Source organism: Nonomuraea sp. NPDC049158, assembly GCF_040648335.1.
Taxonomy (GTDB): Bacteria; Actinomycetota; Actinomycetes; order Streptosporangiales; family Streptosporangiaceae; genus Nonomuraea.
Map to the genome: position 1 here is coordinate 55580 of NZ_JBEZDM010000025.1, position 17890 is coordinate 73469.

Below are 17890 nucleotides of genomic sequence, written 5' to 3' on the forward strand. Positions count from 1 at the left end.
CAGCGACGTCAGTGACGGTGGTGACTGGGCCCTCTGCGCGGCGGTGGCGGCTGGGCTCGGTACGGCGTTGTCAGTGGCGGCGCGGCTGAGCCTTGCGCGGCAGGAGCCACACCAGGCCGCAGCAGGCGATCACGGCGACGACCACGACGAGCAGGCTGCCGGTCGCGGCCTCCATCTGGTCGCCGGTACGGAAGTACACGGTGGTCACGGCCGCGGCGCCGAGCGCGTTGGCCAGCTGCTGGACCGCGGAGAGCGACCCGCTGGCGCTGCCGGCCTCGCGCGGGTCGATGTCGCCCAAGGTGACGTCATAGACGGTGCCGAAGCAGGTGCCCATGCCCAGTCCGATGACAAGCGCCGCGAGGACGAGCGCCCAGGCGCCGTCCACGACCCCGGAGACGACGGCCAGCAGCCAACTGGTGCCGATCAGCGCGATGGTCAGGCCGATGGTGATCAGCGTGCGGCCGAGGCGGTCGATGAGCCGGTGGCAGGCCACCGAGGCGATGACGATGCCCACCGCCACCGGGGCCAGGCCGAGCGCGGCCCGTACGGGCGTGAAGCGCAGGCCGTACTGCATGAACAGCACGAGCACGTACAGGAGGCCAGACACAGCCGCGAAGAAGACCATGCCCAGGACCAGGCCGGCGGTGAAGCCGCGGTTGCGCAGGAGTGACGGCTCGATCAGCGGGCTGGCGGCGGTGCGCTGGCGTACGCAGAACAGGCCGAAGAACACCACCCCGCCGGCCAGGCACAGGATCGGGACGAGCGTCCACCCGTGGGCCGAGCCGTCGATCAGGCCGTACAGGAGACCCACCATGGTCACCGCCAGCAGCCCGGCACCGACACCGTCCACCCCCGACTCTCTGGAGCGATCGCCGGGAGCGTCGGCGGGCAGGAGCCGGGTGGCGGCGACGAGCGCGGCGCCCCCGAGCACGATGTTGATCAGGAACATCGCGCGCCACCCCAGCCCGAACAGATCGGCCTCGATCAGAAAGCCCGCCACCACCGGCCCCCCGGCCGAAGAGACGCCAAGCGCGGGGGCGAACACGCTGAAGGCCTTGCCAAGCTGGTCACGGGGAAAGACGGCCCCCAGGATGCCGAACCCCTGGGGGATCATCAGCGCCCCGAACCCGCCCTGCACCAGCCGGGCACCGATGAGCACCCCCGGACTGACCGCCAGCCCGCAGGCGACGGACGCGAGCGTGAAACCGGCGATGCCGAGAAGGAAGAGGCGGCGGCGGCCGTAGCGGTCGCCGAGCCGCCCGCCGACCACCAGCAGGACCCCGAGCGCCAGCGCGTACGCGGCGCCGAGCCACTGGATGAGGGCCGCTCCCCCACCGAGGTCGGCCGCGATGGTGGGGGCGGCGACGTTGGTGATCGTCGCGTCGAGCAGGTCCAGGACGGCGGCGGCGATGACGACGCCCAGGACGGCCCACCGCCGGTCCACCTGGACGGGTGAGGCGCGGATGAGTGCGGACATGCGGATCCCCTCGATAGAATGCGTACGTGACACAAAGAGTGTGTCACGCAAAGATTGCGTGACGCACATAAATATGAGGTACGGAGCAACCTGGTGTCAAACCGAGCGGAAACGCTGAAGCGGATCATCGACGAGAGCCAGCGGCACTATGCGGCATACGCGCTGTTCAATCAGGCGATGGCCGACCATCTGGGCATTCACCCGACGGACCTGCAGTGCGTGGCACTGCTGGACCTGGAGGCAGGGCCGGTGAGCACCGGGGAGATCGCGCGGCTGACGGGCCTGACGCCCGGCTCCGCCACGCGCCTGGTGGACCGGCTGGAGAAAGCGGGTCTCGTCGTACGGCACGCCGATCCGGCGGACCGCAGGCGGGCGCTGGTCGCCCTCGCCCCCTCGGCCCAGGCCAGGATCGGCGACGCCTGGGAGACGCCGGGCAAGGCGTTCGCCGAGGTGATGGAGTCATACTCGGACACGGAACTGACCGTGATCGCCGACTACCTGCGCCGGGCCGGCGCTGTCGGCCGCGCCCAGGCGGAACGCCTCAACAAAGGGGCATGAAAAGCCCCTGGCCCCGCACAGCCGGAGCTGTGCGGGGCCAGGGGTGAAACGATCTTCCGTTTAGTCCAGGTAGTCGCGGAGCACCTGGGACCGGGACGGGTGACGCAGCTTGGACATCGTCTTCGACTCGATCTGCCGGATGCGCTCACGCGTCACCCCGTAGACCTTGCCGATCTCGTCGAGTGTCTTCGGCTGCCCGTCCGTGAGGCCGAACCGCATCGACACGACGCCCGCTTCCCGCTCCGACAATGTGTCGAGAACGGAGTGCAGCTGCTCCTGGAGCAGCGTGAAGCTGACGGCGTCGGCCGGCACGATGGCCTCGGAGTCCTCGATGAGGTCACCGAACTCGCTGTCGCCCTCCTCACCAAGGGGGGTGTGCAGCGAGATGGGCTCGCGACCGTATTTCTGGACCTCGACCACCTTCTCGGGGGTCATGTCCAGCTCGCGGGCCAGCTCTTCCGGCGTGGGCTCCCGGCCGAGGTCCTGCAGCATCTGCCGCTGAACCCGGGCCAGCTTGTTGATCACTTCGACCATGTGGACCGGGATGCGGATGGTCCGCGCCTGGTCGGCCATGGCCCGGGTGATCGCCTGCCGGATCCACCACGTGGCGTAGGTGGAGAACTTGTAGCCCTTGGTGTAGTCGAACTTCTCGACCGCGCGGATCAGGCCGAGGTTGCCCTCCTGGATCAGGTCCAGGAACAGCATGCCGCGCCCGGTGTAGCGCTTGGCCAGCGAGACCACCAGACGGAGGTTGGCCTCCAGCAGGTGGTTCTTGGCCCGGCGGCCGTCCTCGGCGATCCACTCGAGCTCGGCCCGGACGTCGACCGGCAGGCTTTCGGTCTCGCCGCCGCCCAGCTGCTCCTCGGCGAACAGTCCCGCCTCGATGCGCTTGGCCAGCTCGACCTCCTGCTCGGCGTTGAGCAGGGGGACCTTGCCGATCTGCTTGAGGTAGTCCTTGACCGGGTCGGCGGTGGCGCCGGCGGCGGCCACCTGCGCGACCGGCGCGTCATCGTCGTCGTCGGAGAGGATGAGGACTTCGTCCTCGGTCTTCTCCGTGGCGGCGACGGCTGCCACGTCGGCGGCCTTGGGCTCGTCCTCGGTGTCGTCGTCGGTGTCGCCCTCGGTCTCGGAGTCGTCCGCGGCGACGATCTCCTCGTCCTCGACCTCGATGTCTTCGAGGTCCTCGAGCTCGACATCCGTCTCGAGCTCGATGTCCTCGTCGTCGTCGACGCCCTCAGGGCTCTTCGGCTTGGTCTCGGCAGGCCCAGCGCTGTCTGGCTTGGCCTTCTTGGCGGGCACGGCCGCCTTCTTCGCCGCCGGAGCGGCCTTCTTGGCGGGAGCCGCCCTCTTGGGGGCGGGCTCGGCTTCGGCGGCGCCCACGACCGCGGTCACGGTCTCAGGCTGCTGCTCTTTGGCGGCCGCTGCGGCCTTGGTCTTGACGGGGGCAGCGGTACGGCGCTTTGCTGGACCACGAGACTTTTTCGGCGCAGCCGAATCCGCGGCGGTCACCACCACGGTCACGCCCTCTTTACTGAGGTTCCGCAAAAATGCGGCGGCGTGCGACATGGGGATGTCCGCCTCCTCGAAGGCCTGACGGACATCCTCAGACTCGAGGAAACCCTGCGAGCGCCCACGCTCGAGCAGTCGCTGAATGACGGGCTCGTTCAGCTCTTGTGGCTTCGAGCGAGTCGAACTTGCAGGCGACACGAACACCTCTCGAACGAACGCGTGGCGACTATGGACCCAGATACCCGCTGGGGGGCTGTTGCCTCTCTCGGAGAACGATGCGGCCGTGCGGATCGCGACGGACCTGTCCAGCATTCTGGCACGACCACGCACTCCATACGGCCACCTCCCGGCGGTTGACCTCCACCCTAGGCCGACCCAGACAGTAGTGCGTACGTAAGCGCGGCACTGATACCCGAAAGCAACCCTTATGACTGATTCATTCAGTCACTCTTCGTGGCGGGCGGCACGTGGATAGCCAGGGCGGTAACGTCATCATCCTGTTCATATCCAGACAACATCCGGTCAACCAGGAAGTCCAGCAACATGTGCGGACTACTGACCACCTCAGGCGGCGCTTCGGTCACAACACTGCAAAGCTCTGCGAGTCCTGCGTCCAAACCGCGTTTCCGGTTCTCCACCAAGCCGTCTGAGTAGAGCACGGCGGTGTGTCCCGGCGGCACCACGAACCGGAACTGCCGGCGGCTGGTCGGCCAGCCCAGCGGTGTGCCCGGCTCCACGTCGCCCAGGACCGCGGTGCCCTGCGGGGAGACCAGGACGGGCGGCGGATGGCCCGCCAAGGCCAGCGTGCCCTCGCCGGTGACGGGCTCGACCACCATGTAGGCGAGGGTCGTGACCTGCTCTTCCTCCTCGGTGGCGTCGAAGACCCGGTCGAGGCCGGTGAGCACGGCCGCGGGCGGCGGGTTGGTCAGCGCCAGGGCGCGCATGGCGTTGCGGATGCGGCCCATGCCCGCCGCGGCCTTGACGCCCTTGCCCATGACGTCGCCCACGACCGCCGCGACCCGGCCGTCCTGCAGCACGAAGGCGTCGTACCAGTCGCCGCCGACCTGCACGTGACGGCTGCCCGAGCGGAACCGCTGGGCCAGCACCAGGCCCTTGACCACCGGCAGGCGGTCGGGCAGCAGGCTGCGCTGGAGCGTCTCGGCGGTGCGGTGCTCGCGCTCGAACAGCGTGGCCCGCTCCACGGCGAGCGCGCACTGCCCGGCGAGCGCCTCCAGGAAGACGCCGTCCTCCTGGGAGATCTTCTGCGGCCTGGTGAAGGAGAAGCGCAGCGCGCCCAGCGCCCGCCCGGCCGCCAGCAGCGGCAGGCCGACCCAGGCCCGCTCGTCACTGTGCGTGAGATAATTGGTCAGCACCTGCTCGTCGCCACCGGCTTCGAGAAGCTGGGATTTCAGCCTGTCGGGCGACTCGGCGAAGACCGGCCGGCGGCTGTTGACCGCCATGGTCATCACGCTGGAGGAAGAGAGCGGAATCTCCTCGCCGAGCGTGTCGGACGCCTCGGGGACGCCCTCGCCGTTGATCAGCTTGAGCGCGGCACGGTCGGGGTCGAGCAGCGCGACCGCGGAGCGGTCGGCGGCCAGGGCGGTGCGGCCGACGTCGATGATGACCTGCACCACCTGCTCGACGGTGAGCGCCTCGGCCAGCTGGGCGGTGGCGCCCTGCAGCCGCGCAGTGCGCAGGGCCGCGGCGCCGAGCTGGTCGGTCAGCCTGCCGCGCATCTCCTCGGCCTCACGCTGCGGCGTCACGTCGGTGTTGGCGCCGACCCACTCGACGACCCTGCCGTGCCTGATGATGGGTACGGCCCGCACCTCGAAGTGGCGGTAACCGCTGGCCCGGGTGCGTACGCGGTAGTTCCACTCGAACATGGTCCGGCCGCGCAGCGCCTCCTTCCAGGCTTCCTCGGTCTGCTGGCGCTCCTCCGGGTGCACGGCCTCCAGCCAGCCCAGGGCGAGGTATTCCTCCAGCCCCTGGCCGGTGATGGCGCGCCACTGCGGCGCGTCCTCGACCACCGTGCCGGTCGGCGAGGTGATCCAGACCAGCTGCGACTGCGCCTCGACCAGCGAGCGGTAGCGCTCCTCGCTGCGCCGCAGGTCCTCTTCGATCTGGCGGCTCTCGGTCACGTCGAGGCCGATGAGCGCGATCGCCCGCAACTCGCCCGCGTCGTCGTGCACCGGCGAGAACGACAGCGACCAGTGCCTGGTCTCGCCCTCGGACGAGCGCACGCGTACGCGGCTCTCCGTGACCGGAGAGTCGCTCTCGGTGACGGCTTGGACCGCATGGGTGATGAGCTGGCTGAGGTCGGCCGTCAGCGTCTCGACGGGCGCGCGGCCGACGAGCCGCTCGGCGGGCACGCCCACGACCTCGGTGAACACGTCGTTGACCAGTTGTACGTGGCCCGCGGCGTCGAAGAACGCGAAGGCGAACTCCGCCTCCGACAGCATGCCCTTGAAGAGGGCGGAGTCTGAGATGTCCACATCCGACTCCCGGGGACGGGGAACGGAGGTCTCGGCGCTCATGGTCGGCACCTCCGTCGCGTGCCAGGGTCTCCCACGCGGCACATCTCCATAACTGTGTATCGGCGTAGCGCAGCTCCGGGCGACCGGATTCTGCAGTACATCATCGGCGATGGGCAGGCGCGGACGGAAGCCCCGGCCGCCATACGGTCAACGCATCCTGTCAAAATCGCTCCACGTTGCGCAGCAAGATCAGGCTACTTGGCCTTGGCCGCGCGCTTGGCCTCCTGCTTGGCGGCCCGAACGCGACCCAGTGTGTCGGCGTCGACCACATCCGCTACCGAACGCAACGACCCCTCCTCGCCATAGGGTCCGGCCGCCTCGCGCCATCCTGGCGGCTGAACCCCCATTTGCTTGCCGAGCAATGCCAAAAATATCTGAGCCTTCTGCTTGCCGAAGCCGGGAAGTCCCAGGAGCCGGTTGAGCAACTCTTTGCCGTCGGCCGCGTCGCTCCAGACCCGCTCGGGATTGCCCTCATAGTGCTCCACGAGGTAGGCGGCCAGCTGCTGGACCCGGTCCGCCATCGCCTTGGGGTAGCGGTGCACGGCCGGTTTGACGGCCAGCAGCGCGGCGAACTCCTCGGGGTCGCGAGCCGCGATCTCCTCCGCGGTGAGGTCGTGCCCGAGGCGTTCGGAGATGGTGTGAGGCCCCGTGAACGCCCATTCCATCGGGATCTGCTGATCGAGCAGCATGCCGACGAGCAGGGCGAGCGGACTTCGGCCGAGAAGATCGTCGGCCTCCGTCCGCTGGGCGAGCTGGATGCGCATGGGAACAGCTTCGCACGAATGCGGTTCCGAAGAAGCGAACACAAGCGTTGTGGAGGCTTGACACTCAGCCGAGAAAAGATGAAATGGGAGCGCAAGTCGCCCTGCATCCATTCCCTGGGGGTTTGCCCCGGGGCTCCAGAGGAATCTCACATCTATGCTCGCTCTGGCCACACGCTTCCTCAGGGAGCCGGTCAGTCTCAGGCTGGCCGAAGAGTTCCTGACCATACCCGTGGACACCATCGACCGCTGCGTGTCCGACGTCTGCGCCTGCGCGCAGCACCTCGGCATCTCCCCGACGCCCGATGTCATCGAACGCATCGCCCGCGAACATCTGCTGGCGATCGTGAACTCCGCACCGCCGCCCCGGACTCCCCGATAACATCGGGGTCACCAGGCCGCGTTCTACGCACCGTTTCGGCCTGGAATGCGAGAGAGTGAGGGCGTGCGCCGACACCGACGAGATCCCCGGGAGAGCACCCCGCCAGACGATGTGTTCAAGGAGATGGTGCAGGCGGCTCGCGAGCTGCTGGCCGTGCGCAGCCCCCTTGACGCGGAGCTCATGGTCTCCGACATGATCGGAGCCTGGTGGGGCAGGCGCGTCAGGGGTGGTGACGTCGAGCAGGTGCTCGGCGAAGGTCTGGTCGACTACGCCGCCAAGGCCGGCACCCCGGCGTCGCTGACACTGCTCATCTGCCTGGCCTACCTCGGCACGGCCCGCCAGGGCGCCAAGGCGGAGGGCGCGGCGCTGGCGATGATGGAGTCGGGCGTGGCCCGGCCGGGCTGGGCCGAGCGGGTCGGCGCGGTCAAACCGACCGGCTGCTACGTCTCCCGCGACGCCTACGGCGACCAGGACACCGTGATCTGCACGTTCGGCTACCGCTGGAGCGAGGGCCCCCGCGACGAGCGGGCGGGCGGCGAGGCAGGGGTGACCTTCGAGCGTGAGCAGGACCGGCACGCGCTGGTCATGGTCGTCGACCACAACATGTCGGGCATGGCGCGCGACGCCTGGGTCTCCTCCCAGGTCGACACGCTGCTGGACAAGGCACGCGTCGAGGCGGCCGGCAACCCGATGCTGCTGTTCGAGGAGATCGAGCCCCAGCAGGCCAGGGCGCTGCTGGAGTCGGCCATGAAGGCGACCAGGGAGCCGAAGACCCCGCCGCCGGTCAGCGACAGCTACAGCGCCTACCACGCCTTCGCCCGCGCCCGGCTCAAGGCCCTCCCGCCGGGCCGCAAGCGCCCCGCCCCCCTGCACATCGAGGCTCCCTACAGCCGCGAACGCCGGGCGATGCTGGCCGCGGAGTTCCTCGCCTCCGACGCGGCCGAGCACCTGTCCGACCCGTCGGCGGCCTCGCGGTGCGCCGACCACATCATCGACTACGGCTGCGAGCAGGACTTCAACCGGCCGCTGCGGGTGAGCCCGACCAAGTGCGAGACGTTCCTGCTCGACTGGCTGCCGCGCAAGGTGATGTTAAGCGTGGCCGAGCAGGAGGCCATGCCGCACGTACTGTCGGCGTGGATCCGCTTCGCCGCCCGCCGTACCGGCCTGCCCGACACGGGGCTCAAGGACACGCTGGACGCCGTGTGGGAGGCGACCGGCAAGTTCCCGGAGGCCTACCGGGATCCGACCTCGTTCGGCCTGGACCGGCCGCTGCTGGAGCGGCTGCTGCCGGACGGCGACCTGTCGGCGCTGGCCAGGCGGGCCTTCGCGTTCCCGTTCCTGCAGGGCGTGCACGGCGGCATCGACCTGGACGCGCTCAACCCGGCCGACGAGGCCGACCGGCGCACCCTGCTGGAGATCGACCACGTCGGCGCCATCGACGAGGAGCACCTGGCCTGGCACGAGGAGATCGCCGCGCGGCTGTGGGACGGGGACCCGCCGCAGCTGTGGGAGGCGGCCCAGCGGCTGCTCGACCTCGGCCACGACCGGCACGACGTGCTGCACGTGCTCATCGAGATCGCCGAGCGCATCGGCGGCGACCCGGACGAGCTCGCCTCCGCCCTCGACGACATCGCCGACATTCCGGACGAGATCTAGCGCGCCGTACGCCCGCCTCACCGCGGGCCGGCGTCCGTGACCCCATCGTCGCGCTGAGGTGGCCGTTACCGCCATGATGGGAGCATGGTGATCGACCTCAACGCCGATCTGGGCGAGGGCTTCGGCGTCTGGCGGCTGGGCGACGACCTGGCGCTGCTCGACATCGTCACGAGCGCGAACGTCGCCTGCGGATTCCACGCCGGCGACCCGGTGACGATCAGGCGCACCTGCGCGGCGGCCGTGGACCGGGGCGTGGCGATCGGGGCGCAGGTGTCCTACCGCGACCTGGCCCACTTCGGGCGCAGGGAGATGGACGTCGAGCCGGAGGAGCTCTGCGCCGAGGTGCTCTACCAGCTCGCGGCCGTCGACGGCATCGCGCGGGCCATGGGCGGCCGGGTCTCCTACGTCAAGCCGCACGGCGCGCTCTACAACCGCATCTGCCGCGACGAGGAGCAGGCCGCCGCGGTGATCGAGGCCGTGGCCGACTACGACACCTCACTGCCGGTGCTCACGCTGCCCGGCTCGGTGGTGCACGGGGCGGCCGCCGCCGAGGGCGTGCCGACGATCACCGAGGCGTTCGCCGACCGTGCCTACACCGCCGCCGGGACGCTGGTCTCGCGGCGCGAACCCGGGGCCGTGATCCACGACGTCGCCGCGGTCTCCGCCCGCGCCGTGCGGATGGCCGTCGAGGGCCGGGTGACCGCCGTGGACGGCAGCCCGGTGACGGTCTCCGCCCGGTCCATCTGCGTGCACGGCGACACACCTGACGCGGTACGACTGGCGCAGGCCGTACGCGATGGGCTGCTGGAGGCGGGAGTGGTCCTGCAGGCCTTCGCATGATCCGGGTGGCCGGGGAGCACGGGCTGCTCGTCGAGACGGGGTCGCTGACCGTGTCGCACCGGCTCGACGCGGTGCTGCGCGCCGCGCGGCCCGCAGGGGTGGTGGAGGTCGTGCCGGGGCCCGAGACGGTGCTGGTGGTGGCGCCGGGGGCGGACCAGGGCCGGTTGCGGTCACGGCTCGACGAACTGCTCGGCGAGGCGCTCAAGTCCCGGGCGCCTGGCGAAGCGCTTGAGTCCCGGGAGCCTGGCGAGGCTTCGTCCGGGGCCGAGCCGGAGGTCGTGGTCATTCCCGTCGTCTATGACGGTGAGGATCTCGATTCCGTGGCCGAACTGGCCGGGATGTCGGTGGACGAGGTGATCGCCCGGCACGCCGGGCGGGAGCTGGTGGTGGGCTGGCTGGGGTTCGCGCCGGGCTTCGCCTATCTGACCGGGCTGGATCCGGCCCTCCACCTGCCACGGCTGGCGACGCCGCGCACGTCGGTGCCCGCCGGTTCGGTGGCGATCGCCGGTCCGTACTCCGCGATCTACCCCACCGCCTCGCCGGGCGGGTGGCGGCTGCTGGGCCGTACGGCGACGCGGATCTGGGACGTCGAGGCCGACCCGCCGTCACTGTTCCGGCCCGGGACCCGCGTACGGTTCGGGCCGGCATGATCGAAGTACTGGCACCGGGCCCCTACGCGACCGTCCAGGACCTGGGCCGCCATGGCTACGCGCACCTGGGCGTACCCCGCTCCGGAGCGGCCGACGAGGCGAGCCTGCGGCTGGGCAACCGGCTCGTCGGCAACCCGGAGGAGGCGGCGGGGATCGAGCTGACGTACGGAGGGGCACGGCTGGCGTTCCACTCGGGCGCCTGGGTCGCGGTCACTGGCGCGCCCTGCCCACTGACCGGGCCTTCGCCCAGCACAGTGGTGGCCGGGATGAATGTGCCGTTCTGGGTTCCGGCTGGGAGTGAGTTGCGGTTCGGGGCGCCCGTATGGGGGTTGCGGACCTATCTGGCCGTGCGGGGCGGGATCGCCGTCGAGCCGGTGCTCGGCAGCCGTTCCACGGATTCGCTGTCCGGGCTCGGCCCGCCGCCGCTGCGCCAGGGGACCGTGCTCCCGGTGGGCGGCTCGGAGGGTCTGGTGGAGATCTCGGTGGATCTGGCGCCCGCCGGAGAGCCGCCGCCCGCCGTGCTGCGGATCGTGCCGGGGCCGCGCGACGACTGGTTCGCGCCGGACGCGCTCGCCGAGCTCTGCGCCGAGCCGTACGAGGTGAGCCAGGACAGCAACCGCGTGGGCGTACGCCTGCGCGGCCGCGAGCCGACACGGGCACGGGAGGGCGAGCTGCCCAGTGAGGGCATGGTGACGGGGGCGGTGCAGGTGCCGCCGAGCGGGCAGCCGATCATCTTCCTCGCCGACCACCCGCCGACCGGCGGCTACCCGGTGATCGGCGTGGTGCGGACGGCGGACCTGCCGATCGCCGCGCAGCTCCGGCCGGGTGACAGGGTGCGGTTCACCGTTCGGCCTGGCCGGCGACGCACGTGACGCTGAAGCCACCCGCCCAACCCGCCGGCCCCTGACCGCTGCCGGGGCTACAGCTCACAGCTCGACCTGCCCCACCACGCACGTGACCGTGGAGCCGCCCACCCAGACCGTCGGCTCCTGACCGCCCTCCGGGCTCTGGCCGGTGGTGATGTGGACGCGGCCGGCGCGGCCCAGCACGGTGCCCTGGCCGGCCACGTAGGGGGCAGTGACGCGGCCGGTGCGCAGGAGCCACTGGGCGACCGAGGCGTTCAGGCTGCCCGTCACCGGATCCTCGACCGTACTGCCGTTGACCGGGAAGAAGGCCCGCAGCTCGATCGCGAGCGGCGACCCCGGCGGGTACGGGCCCACCACGCCCAGGTCGATGTCGACCGGCCCGGGGCGCAGCGCGAGCACCTCGTCCGCGTTTCGCAGCAACACCGCCACCCAGCCGGGCCCGTTGTCGGCCCACTCGGCGTCGACGATCTCGTCGCGGCCGATGCCCAGCAGGCCCGCGATGCGCTCGACGAGCGGCTCGTCCACCGGCCCCGAGCGCAGCAGCGCGGGCGCCGCGAACGCCAGCCCGTCGTCCGTCCTGCGCAACGTCACCAGCCCGGCGCCGCACTCCTGCACGACCGTCTCCGGTTGCTTCGGCGCGCCTCCGTTCTCCAGCCAGGCGTGGCAGGTGCCCAGTGTGGGGTGCCCGGCGAAGGGCAGTTCGCTGGTCGGGGTGAAGATCCGCACCCGGTAGTCGGCGCCGGGAGCGGTGGGGGGCAGGACGAAGGTGGTTTCGGACAGGTTCGTCCAGTGGGCGAACCGCTGCATCTCCTCGGTGCTCAGGCCGTCGCCGTCGAGGACCACCGCGAGCGGATTGCCCTGGTACGGCGTGGCGGTGAAGACGTCGACTTGGCGGAAGGTGCGCAACATACCGTCAAGTATCCCCTCAAGACCCGGGGCGCCGTGATCATGCCCAGCGTGCGCTCCTCCCCCTGCCCGCGGAGCCGCCAGGCGAGGATCTTGGGCCAGGTCAGCCACCACGACGGTTCCCACAAACCCCCCGAAAAGAGGCCACCGAAACGGTCCGGGCGTAATCTGATTGATGACGGCTCAGTCCCGACGGCATGGTGATCACGGAAGCCTGAGCCGCTGGAGCAGTCATGACTGAGGTGGCATCACACGTCGGCGAGGGTCAGCACGCCTCGGACGGCCAGAACACATCATGATCCAGGCAGAGCGCGGTCGTACGGTCCGGGCCCGTCCTCGCGTGGAAGGGTCCAGCTTCGTCGGGCGCAGGCACGAGCTGGCAGCGGCCAGGAGGGGGCTGTCGCAGGCCCGGTTGCTGACCTTGACCGGCACGGGCGGTGTCGGCAAGACCCGGCTGGCGCACCGGGTCGCCGAAGCCCTTCAGGGCACCTACAAGGACGGCGTGGAGGTCGTCGAGCTGGCCACCCTGGAGGCCGGCCAGCTGCTGGAGCCGGTCGTCGCCGGGGCGCTGGGCCTGCGCGAGGCGGGGCCCGACCCCATGACCGCGCTGGTGGACCACCTGTCGGACAAGCGGATGCTGCTGGTCCTGGACAACTGCGAGCATCTGCTCGACGACTGCGCCCGCTTCGTGGCCCGGCTGCTGCGGAGCGCTCCCAGGGTGCGGATCCTGGCGACCAGCAGGCAGACGCTGAGTGTGTACGGCGAGCAGGTGCTGCAGATCTCGTCGCTGTCCGTGCCGGGCTCCGCCCGCCCCCTCAGCCGCATCGCCCGGCACGATTCGGTGCGCCTTTTCGTGGAGCGGGCGGCGAGCGTGGCGCCTGGTTTCTCCCTGGACGCGGGCAACGCGGCGACCGTGGCGCGGCTGGCCCAGCGTCTGGAGGGGATCCCGCTGGCGATCGAGCTGGCCGCGGTGCAGCTGCGCGCTTTGCCCCTGGAACAGCTGGCGCGCGAGTTGGACGAGCGCTTCGAGGTGCTGGCGACGGGGAGCCCCGCCGCGCTGCCCCGCCATCAGACGCTGCGCGCGACCATGGACTGGAGCTTCCGCCTGTGCTCACCGGCGGAGCGGCGGCTGTGGACCCGGCTGTCGATGTTTCCCGGCGGGGTCGACCTGGCCGGCGCCGAGGCGGTGTGCTCGGGCGACGGGATCTCCCCCGCCGAGGTGATCGATCTGGTGGCCGGGCTGGTGGACAAGTCGATCCTGGTCTGCGAGCGGTGGGAGGCCGGGCTCAGGTATCGCATGCTGGAGAGCATCCGCGCGTACGGGTGCGAGCAGTTGTCGCCCGCCGAGAAGCGCGTACTGTGCCGGCGCTACATCGACCACTACCGGGATCTGGTCGACCGGCACCAGATCGACAAGATCGTCCCGGACCAGGCCGAGCGATACCTGCTCCTGCGGCAGGAGCTGCCCAACGTGCGCGTCGCGCTCGAGCTGTGCCTCAGTGAGCCGCGCCTGGCTCACGTGGGACTCGAGACGGCGTCGGGGCTGTGGTGCTTCTGGCTTCTGGCCGGTGCCCTCACCGAGGGCCGCTACTGGCTGGAGCGCGCCCTGGAGCTGGTGCGTACGCCCGACAGCGCGCGGGCGACGGCGCTCTGGGTGGACAGCATGCTCGCCCTGCGCCAGGGCGACCTGGCGGCGGCGGTGCCGAGACTGCGGGAATGCCACTCCCTGGCCCGGCGGCCGGGGAACGAGGATGTCCTGCCGTTCGCCATCCGGACCTCCGGTGTCGCCGCGTTCTCCACGGGTGACACCCAACGTGGCCTCGCGCTCCTGGAGGAGTCGCTCGCCCTCTTCAGGGCCGCCGGAAACGTTCACGGCGTCGTACTCAACCTGTACTACGCGGCGGCGTACGGCTCGATCGAGAACCCGGAGCGAGCGGTCCGGCTGGGTGAGGAGCTCTTGGCGCTGTGCGAGACCCATCACATGGTGGTGTCCCGCGGGTACGCCCAGCTGGCGCTCGGTATCGCCGTGTGGAACCTGGGTGACTACCCACGAGCCGACGCGCTGGTGAGGGCGGCCGCCGAGTTGACCGAGGAGATCAACGACCGCTGGTGCCTCGCGCAGTGCCTGGAGGTGCTGGCGTGGATCGCCGGTGCCCGTGGGGAGCATGAACGGGCCGCCCGGATGCTGGGGGCGGCGCACTCGCTGTGGCAGGCGGCGGACGCCTCACCCACTCGGCTCTGGTACCACGCGAAATGGCACGAACGCTGCGCGGAGCAGGCCCGCGACACACTGGGGAGCCGGGCGTTCGCGGCGAGCTTCCGAGACGGGACGCGACTCGGTGTGGAAGGCGTGCTCACCTGTGATGCGCCGACTTGTGCGGTGAAGGACTGAACCCGTCCGACTTCGCGGCGCAGTCGGCGGAGAGTTCGAACCAGACGGTCTTCCCCCTGGGCGTGGTTTCACTGCCCCAGCAGCAGGCCAGCAGGTCGATCATGTCCAGTCCGCGGCCGTGCTCGTCGCCCGGCGTGGCCTGGTGGAGATACAGCGGCGCGCTGCCCGCGTCCTCGACTTCGCCGCGCAGCAGGCCGTCACTGCTGTAGAGGGTGAGCCGGTGCGGTCCTGGCGCATGGCGCAACGCGTTGGTGACGAGCTCGCTGACCAGGAGCTCGGCGACCTCGGCCAGCTCATCGAGCCCCCATGCGGCGAGCCGGGCACGGGTGCGACGGCGCGCCTCGGGCACCGAGGACATGCCCGGGGAAAGCGACCAGGAGGCGACCTCCATACCGGGCAGATGGCCGGAGCCGGTGACGACCTCTCCGAGGCGCCGGATGCCGGCCTTGAGGCGGTCCCAGAGCGGCGGGTGACTGTTCCAGGACAGCACCGTGTCCCCCGGCTCGTCCTGCCGGAGTGCGCTCTCGTTCATGAGCGCGGATCCGGAGTGCTGGTTCATGCTGCCCGTCCGAGGTGGCAGGAGTGGGCGGGAACGCTACGCCCGTCGGGCAGGATCTCACCGTTGTCCTCGAAGACCACCACGCCGTTGCACAGCAGGCCCCACCCCTGCTCGGGGTGGAAGGCCACCAGACGCGCGGCCTCGCGGTCGAAGGCGTATGCGGATGGGCACCGAGGCTGGTGCTGACACATGATCATTCCTTGATTCGGTCGCCGCTGTCACGACGTTCTTTGCTGACCACACCAGCATGCGCATGCGGACCGTGGATGTAGGACGGGATAAATGCCCGGATGATTACCCGTTCCTACCTACGTAGGTAGGAAGCCCGCAGGTATAGAGCGACTATCATCGCAGGTCAGGACGCCATCAGCTGAGTGGCCGCTCACACCGGGCTCGCCGAACTCGGGTGGCCGAGATGAGTTAGCCTGAAATTGTCATGGGGACGATGACACGGCGGCAAGCGGGCAACCTGCCAGCCGAATTGACGAGTTTCGTTGGTCGTCGGCATGAGCTCACCGAGACCAAACGTCTGCTTTCCGCTGGCCGGATGGTGACGTTGACCGGCGTCGGCGGAGTGGGCAAGACGCGGCTGGCATTGAGAGTCGCCGCGGAGATGTCACGGGCCTTCCCTGACGGGGCGTGGCTGATCGACCTGGCTCCGCTGGTGGCCGAAGAGCTGCTCGCGGAGACCATCGCCGACACGATCGGCTGCCGCCAGCCGAATGTGGCCGCTCTGTGCGAGCATCTGCTCAACAAGCGATTGCTCTTGGTGCTGGACAACTGCGAGCACGTGCTGAACGAGTGCGCCATCCTGTCCGGCAAGCTGCTCTCCGCGACGACCGAGCTGCACATTCTCGCGACCAGCCGGCAGTCGCTCCAGGTGCCGAGCGAGCACCTCCTGGAGGTGCCGCCGTTGACCGTGCACGGGACGAGCGAGGCGATGGTCGCGACCGCCGACGTTCGCTACGAGGCGGTGAGACTGTTCGAGGACCGCGCGGCGGCCGTCGTGCCGGGTTTCACCGTCGATGCCACCAACAGCGTGGCGGTGACGCGGCTGTGCCAGCGGCTCGACGGGATCCCGCTGGCCATCGAGCTCGCGGCGGTGCGCATGCGGGCATTGTCCGTCGACCAGATCCTCGAGCGGCTGAACAACCGGTTCCGGTTGCTGGCGACGGAACGCACGGTCGTGGTGCCCCGCCAGAAGACGTTGCGGGCGCTGGTGGACTGGAGTCATGACCTGTGCTCGCCCGAGGAACAGATGCTGTGGGAACGGTTGTCGGTGTTCTCCGGCGGCTGCGATCTGGAAGCGGTCGAAGAGGTGTGCTCGGGCGACGGGATCGCCCGGGAGGACATCCCCAGTCTGCTGATCGAGCTGGTCGACAAGTCGATCCTGCTGCGCAGGACGCACGACTCCGGCGTGCGGTTCGAGATGCTGGAGACACTGCGCCAGTACGGATGGGAACGGCTCACCGACTCCCGGCAGGAGACGGCGCTGCGGCTGCGGCATCGCGACTGGTGCCGCGAACTGGCCGCGCGGGCGGAGGCCGAGTGGTTCGGCGAGAATCAGATGGAATGGCTCGTCCGGATCCGTCAGGAGCAGGCCAACGTACGGGCGGCGCTGGAATTCTGCTTGGCCGAGCCGGGCCAGGCCTGGGCCGCCCTCGAGATCGCCGCCGCGATGTGGAGTCACCGGCTCTCGTGGAGCTCCCCCAGCGAAGGACACCACTGGCTGGAGCGGGCGCTGGCCCAGGAGCCCGCTCCCATCGCCACGCGGGCCAAGGCCCTGTGGGTCGACGCGTGGCTCCTGCTGTTGCAGGGCGACCTCTTCGCCGCGCGACCACTGTTGCTGGAGTGCCGTGCGCTGGCCGAGCGGCTGGGCGATGAGGCGCAGCTCGCCGGCGCGCTCCACATCACCGGCTTCGCCGCACTGCTGGCCGGAGACTTCGCCCGATCGTTCACCCTCCTGGAAGAGGCCCTGGTCCGCCGCCGCGCCCTCGGCCACCGGGGTCACTCCTGGGTCGCGCTCTTCCAGCTGAGCATGGTCGCCGTGGTCATGGACGATCCCCGCTCGACGGCGCTCTGCCAGGAGGTCTTGGAGACCTCCCAGAAGGCGAACGCGGACTGGTCCGTCTCCTACGCGTTGTGGGTCACGGCCCTGGACCGCTGGCGGCACCACGATCCAGGCACCGCCGTCACCATGATGCGCGACGCGCTGAGGTTCAAGCTGCGGTGCGACGACCATTTCGGCATCGCCGAAGGTCTGGAAGGACTCGCCTGGATCATCGCCGATCAGCGTCAGGACAGCCGCGCCGCTCACTTGCTGGGCGCCGCGCACATGGTCTGGCGGTCGATCGGGACCTCGCTCTCCGGACTCGGACATCTGGCGGGTCTCCACGACCGATGCGAGGCCCAGCTACGAGAAAGCCTCAGGAACGAGGCGTTCACCGCGGCTTTCACACGCGGCTCGGAGCTCACGCTCGACCAGGCCGTCGCCTACGCGCTGGAGGAGAAGCCGGCGAGAGGCGCCGCGAGCCCCCCGCCCGAATCCGATGTCGCGTCCGTCCTGACCCGCAGAGAGCGGCAGATCGCCGAGCTGGTCGCACAAGGGCTGAGCAACAAGGAGATCGCGGAGACCCTCGTGATCGCCCAGCGCACCGCCGAAGGGCATGTCGAGAACATCCTGCGCAAGCTGAGCTTCACCTCCAGGGCACAGGTCGCCAAAGCCTGGAGTTCGCGACAGCGGGCCGGCAGACCGTGACCTTTCTCGCGGGTCCGGCGTCGCGGACCGCCTCGGAGCCGC

General features: G+C 70.2%; 15 protein-coding genes. 8 read left to right on the top strand and 7 right to left on the bottom strand.

Going from position 1 to position 17890, the window contains the following annotated elements; all coding sequences use genetic code 11:
• Positions 1-70: 70 nt before the first annotated feature.
• Positions 71-1477 carry an MFS transporter gene (locus AB0B61_RS39295; protein ID WP_358443359.1) on the bottom strand — a complete coding sequence of 469 codons (1407 nt, stop codon included), beginning with the start codon at positions 1475-1477 and terminating at the stop codon, positions 71-73.
• Between the two features lie 93 nt (positions 1478-1570).
• Between AB0B61_RS39295 and AB0B61_RS39300 the strand changes: the two genes are divergently transcribed.
• On the top strand, positions 1571-2035 hold the full coding sequence (locus AB0B61_RS39300; protein ID WP_358443362.1) for a MarR family transcriptional regulator: 465 nt from the start codon (positions 1571-1573) through the stop codon (positions 2033-2035).
• Positions 2036-2095: 60 nt separating this feature from the next.
• On the opposite strand, the gene AB0B61_RS39305 is transcribed toward AB0B61_RS39300, so the two are convergent.
• The 3 genes from AB0B61_RS39305 to AB0B61_RS39315 form a co-directional block, all read right to left on the bottom strand.
• The gene (locus AB0B61_RS39305; RefSeq protein ID WP_358443365.1) at positions 2096-3742 is read right to left on the bottom strand and encodes an RNA polymerase sigma factor; all 1647 of its coding nucleotides are present in this window, start codon (positions 3740-3742) and stop codon (positions 2096-2098) included.
• A 242-nt stretch (positions 3743-3984) separates the two neighbouring features.
• Positions 3985-6078 carry a SpoIIE family protein phosphatase gene (locus tag AB0B61_RS39310; RefSeq protein ID WP_358443368.1) on the bottom strand — a complete coding sequence of 698 codons (2094 nt, stop codon included), beginning with the start codon at positions 6076-6078 and terminating at the stop codon, positions 3985-3987.
• A gap of 194 nt (positions 6079-6272) precedes the next feature.
• On the bottom strand, positions 6273-6842 hold the full coding sequence (locus AB0B61_RS39315; protein ID WP_358443371.1) for an HhH-GPD-type base excision DNA repair protein: 570 nt from the start codon (positions 6840-6842) through the stop codon (positions 6273-6275).
• Positions 6843-6996: 154 nt separating this feature from the next.
• Between AB0B61_RS39315 and AB0B61_RS39320 the strand changes: the two genes are divergently transcribed.
• The 5 genes from AB0B61_RS39320 to AB0B61_RS39340 all read left to right on the top strand — a co-directional run bounded on the left by AB0B61_RS39320 (position 6997) and on the right by AB0B61_RS39340 (position 11239).
• Positions 6997-7221, top strand: a complete 225-nt coding sequence (locus AB0B61_RS39320) for a hypothetical protein (protein WP_225288959.1) — start codon at positions 6997-6999, stop codon at positions 7219-7221.
• A 123-nt stretch (positions 7222-7344) separates the two neighbouring features.
• Positions 7345-8877, top strand: coding sequence for a hypothetical protein (locus AB0B61_RS39325; RefSeq protein WP_358443583.1), 1533 nt, complete (start codon positions 7345-7347; stop codon positions 8875-8877).
• Between the two features lie 84 nt (positions 8878-8961).
• Positions 8962-9717 (top strand): 5-oxoprolinase subunit PxpA, encoded by a 756-nt coding sequence (locus tag AB0B61_RS39330; protein ID WP_358443374.1) that lies wholly within the window; start codon positions 8962-8964, stop codon positions 9715-9717.
• The gene (locus AB0B61_RS39335; RefSeq protein WP_358443377.1) at positions 9714-10367 is read left to right on the top strand and encodes an allophanate hydrolase subunit 1; all 654 of its coding nucleotides are present in this window, start codon (positions 9714-9716) and stop codon (positions 10365-10367) included. The genes AB0B61_RS39330 and AB0B61_RS39335 overlap by 4 nt, the downstream gene beginning before the upstream one ends.
• Positions 10364-11239, top strand: a complete 876-nt coding sequence (locus tag AB0B61_RS39340) for a biotin-dependent carboxyltransferase family protein (protein WP_358443380.1) — start codon at positions 10364-10366, stop codon at positions 11237-11239. The genes AB0B61_RS39335 and AB0B61_RS39340 overlap by 4 nt, the downstream gene beginning before the upstream one ends.
• Before the next feature lie 54 nt (positions 11240-11293).
• On the opposite strand, the gene AB0B61_RS39345 is transcribed toward AB0B61_RS39340, so the two are convergent.
• Positions 11294-12142 (bottom strand): PhzF family phenazine biosynthesis protein, encoded by an 849-nt coding sequence (locus tag AB0B61_RS39345; protein WP_358443383.1) that lies wholly within the window; start codon positions 12140-12142, stop codon positions 11294-11296.
• A gap of 292 nt (positions 12143-12434) precedes the next feature.
• Here AB0B61_RS39345 and AB0B61_RS39350 point away from each other — a divergent pair, with 292 nt between their 5' ends.
• A complete protein-coding gene (locus AB0B61_RS39350; RefSeq protein ID WP_358443386.1) occupies positions 12435-14531 on the top strand; it encodes an AAA family ATPase in 2097 nt (698 codons plus the stop codon).
• On the opposite strand, the gene AB0B61_RS39355 is transcribed toward AB0B61_RS39350, so the two are convergent.
• Both AB0B61_RS39355 and AB0B61_RS39360 read right to left on the bottom strand, forming a co-directional pair.
• Positions 14494-15090, bottom strand: a complete 597-nt coding sequence (locus tag AB0B61_RS39355) for an ATP-binding protein (protein ID WP_358443389.1) — start codon at positions 15088-15090, stop codon at positions 14494-14496. The genes AB0B61_RS39350 and AB0B61_RS39355 overlap by 38 nt on opposite strands.
• Positions 15087-15281 (bottom strand): DUF5999 family protein, encoded by a 195-nt coding sequence (locus tag AB0B61_RS39360; protein WP_358443392.1) that lies wholly within the window; start codon positions 15279-15281, stop codon positions 15087-15089. Before AB0B61_RS39360 ends, AB0B61_RS39355 begins: the two co-directional genes overlap by 4 nt.
• Before the next feature lie 356 nt (positions 15282-15637).
• Here AB0B61_RS39360 and AB0B61_RS39365 point away from each other — a divergent pair, with 356 nt between their 5' ends.
• Positions 15638-17848, top strand: a complete 2211-nt coding sequence (locus tag AB0B61_RS39365) for a LuxR C-terminal-related transcriptional regulator (RefSeq protein WP_358443395.1) — start codon at positions 15638-15640, stop codon at positions 17846-17848.
• Positions 17849-17890: the final 42 nt, after the last annotated feature.

Excerpts from the sequence above, each read along its gene's own strand:
- AB0B61_RS39365 (WP_358443395.1), top strand. The coding sequence starts at position 15,638 with ATGGTGACGTTGACCGGCGTCGGCGGAGTGGGCAAGACGCGGCTGGCA.
- AB0B61_RS39360 (WP_358443392.1), bottom strand. The coding sequence starts at position 15,281 with ATGTGTCAGCACCAGCCTCGGTGCCCATCCGCATACGCCTTCGACCGC.
- AB0B61_RS39345 (WP_358443383.1), bottom strand. The coding sequence starts at position 12,142 with ATGTTGCGCACCTTCCGCCAAGTCGACGTCTTCACCGCCACGCCGTAC.
- AB0B61_RS39330 (WP_358443374.1), top strand. The coding sequence starts at position 8,962 with ATGGTGATCGACCTCAACGCCGATCTGGGCGAGGGCTTCGGCGTCTGG.
- AB0B61_RS39295 (WP_358443359.1), bottom strand. The coding sequence starts at position 1,477 with ATGTCCGCACTCATCCGCGCCTCACCCGTCCAGGTGGACCGGCGGTGG.
- AB0B61_RS39310 (WP_358443368.1), bottom strand. The coding sequence starts at position 6,078 with ATGAGCGCCGAGACCTCCGTTCCCCGTCCCCGGGAGTCGGATGTGGAC.
- AB0B61_RS39335 (WP_358443377.1), top strand. The coding sequence starts at position 9,714 with ATGATCCGGGTGGCCGGGGAGCACGGGCTGCTCGTCGAGACGGGGTCG.
- AB0B61_RS39315 (WP_358443371.1), bottom strand. The coding sequence starts at position 6,842 with ATGCGCATCCAGCTCGCCCAGCGGACGGAGGCCGACGATCTTCTCGGC.
- AB0B61_RS39355 (WP_358443389.1), bottom strand. The coding sequence starts at position 15,090 with ATGAACCAGCACTCCGGATCCGCGCTCATGAACGAGAGCGCACTCCGG.
- AB0B61_RS39350 (WP_358443386.1), top strand. The coding sequence starts at position 12,435 with ATGATCCAGGCAGAGCGCGGTCGTACGGTCCGGGCCCGTCCTCGCGTG.
- AB0B61_RS39340 (WP_358443380.1), top strand. The coding sequence starts at position 10,364 with ATGATCGAAGTACTGGCACCGGGCCCCTACGCGACCGTCCAGGACCTG.
- AB0B61_RS39320 (WP_225288959.1), top strand. The coding sequence starts at position 6,997 with ATGCTCGCTCTGGCCACACGCTTCCTCAGGGAGCCGGTCAGTCTCAGG.
- AB0B61_RS39325 (WP_358443583.1), top strand. The coding sequence starts at position 7,345 with ATGGTGCAGGCGGCTCGCGAGCTGCTGGCCGTGCGCAGCCCCCTTGAC.